Below are 1,035 nucleotides of genomic sequence, written 5' to 3'. Positions count from 1 at the left end.
ATGGATGTGAATCACAACCTACTGACAAGTCAGGGACCAGGAACCGCACTTGAGTTTGCAATGGAAATCATTATCAAACTTTCCGGTAAAGAGCATGGATGGATGGTCGCAGAACCGCTAGTCACTATCCCAACACTGCATTATCACGAATTTGGTGAAGAGTAATGTTTGACGTAAAAGCTGTACGCGAACAGTTCCCGGCCCTAAATCAAGACGTAAACCAATCGCCTTTAGTTTACCTTGATAGCGCAGCAACAACACAAAAGCCACAGTGCGTGATCGATGTGATTAGCCGTTACTACAGTACACAAAATGCTAACGTGCATCGTGGTAGCCACAGTTTGACAGCAAACGCCACTAGCCAGTTTGAAGCCGCTCGCGAAGCCGTAGCAACGTTTATTGGTGCAAACAGCTCTAAAGAAATCATTTGGACGCGAGGCGCAACCGAAGCACTTAACTTAATTGCACAAACTTACGCTCGCAGCACCTTACAACCGCGCGATGAGCTCTTGATTAGCGAGATGGAACACCACGCCAACATCGTGCCGTGGCAGATTGTAGCCGAACAAACTGGCGCGAAAATCGTGAAAGTGCCAATGACACCCGAGTGCCAGTTTGACTTGCAGGCGTTTGAACAAAAGCTCTCTGAGCGATGCAAAATCGTCGCGTGCGCACAAATAACCAACGTAACAGGCACACGCCAACCTATCGAAAAGATCACCGAGCTAGCGCACAGCGTTGGTGCGGTAGTTGTAGTTGATGGCGCACAAGGCATCGTGCATGAGCAGCTAGATTTATCGACATCAGATATCGATTTTTACGTTTTCTCAGGTCACAAGCTCTATGCGCCAGCAGGTAGTGGCGTCCTATACGGCAAACTAGAGTTGTTAGAAGCTATGCCACCATGGCACGGCGGCGGTAAAATGGTTGAACGTGTTTCTTTCGAGAAAACGACCTTTTCAGCACTTCCTGGCAAATTTGAAGCGGGCACACCAAACGTAGCGGGCGCGATTGCTTTAGCGAAAGCCATTGAGT

At 48.6% G+C, this 1,035-nt stretch carries 1 protein-coding gene and 1 pseudogene; both read left to right on the top strand.

What is annotated here, in order from left to right; genetic code table 11:
- Positions 1–165 (top strand): annotated as a pseudogene (locus R7Q47_RS26550) (DJ-1 family protein); the annotation flags it as partial.
- The coding region (locus tag R7Q47_RS26545) for an aminotransferase class V-fold PLP-dependent enzyme (RefSeq protein WP_318090302.1) at positions 165–1,035 on the top strand (871 nt) is incomplete at its 3' end. The pseudogene R7Q47_RS26550 and the gene R7Q47_RS26545, both read left to right, overlap by 1 nt.

The sequence above is a fragment of the Vibrio sp. Vb0349 genome (assembly GCF_033338975.1).
This window is presented reverse-complemented; position numbering and strand designations above follow the sequence as displayed.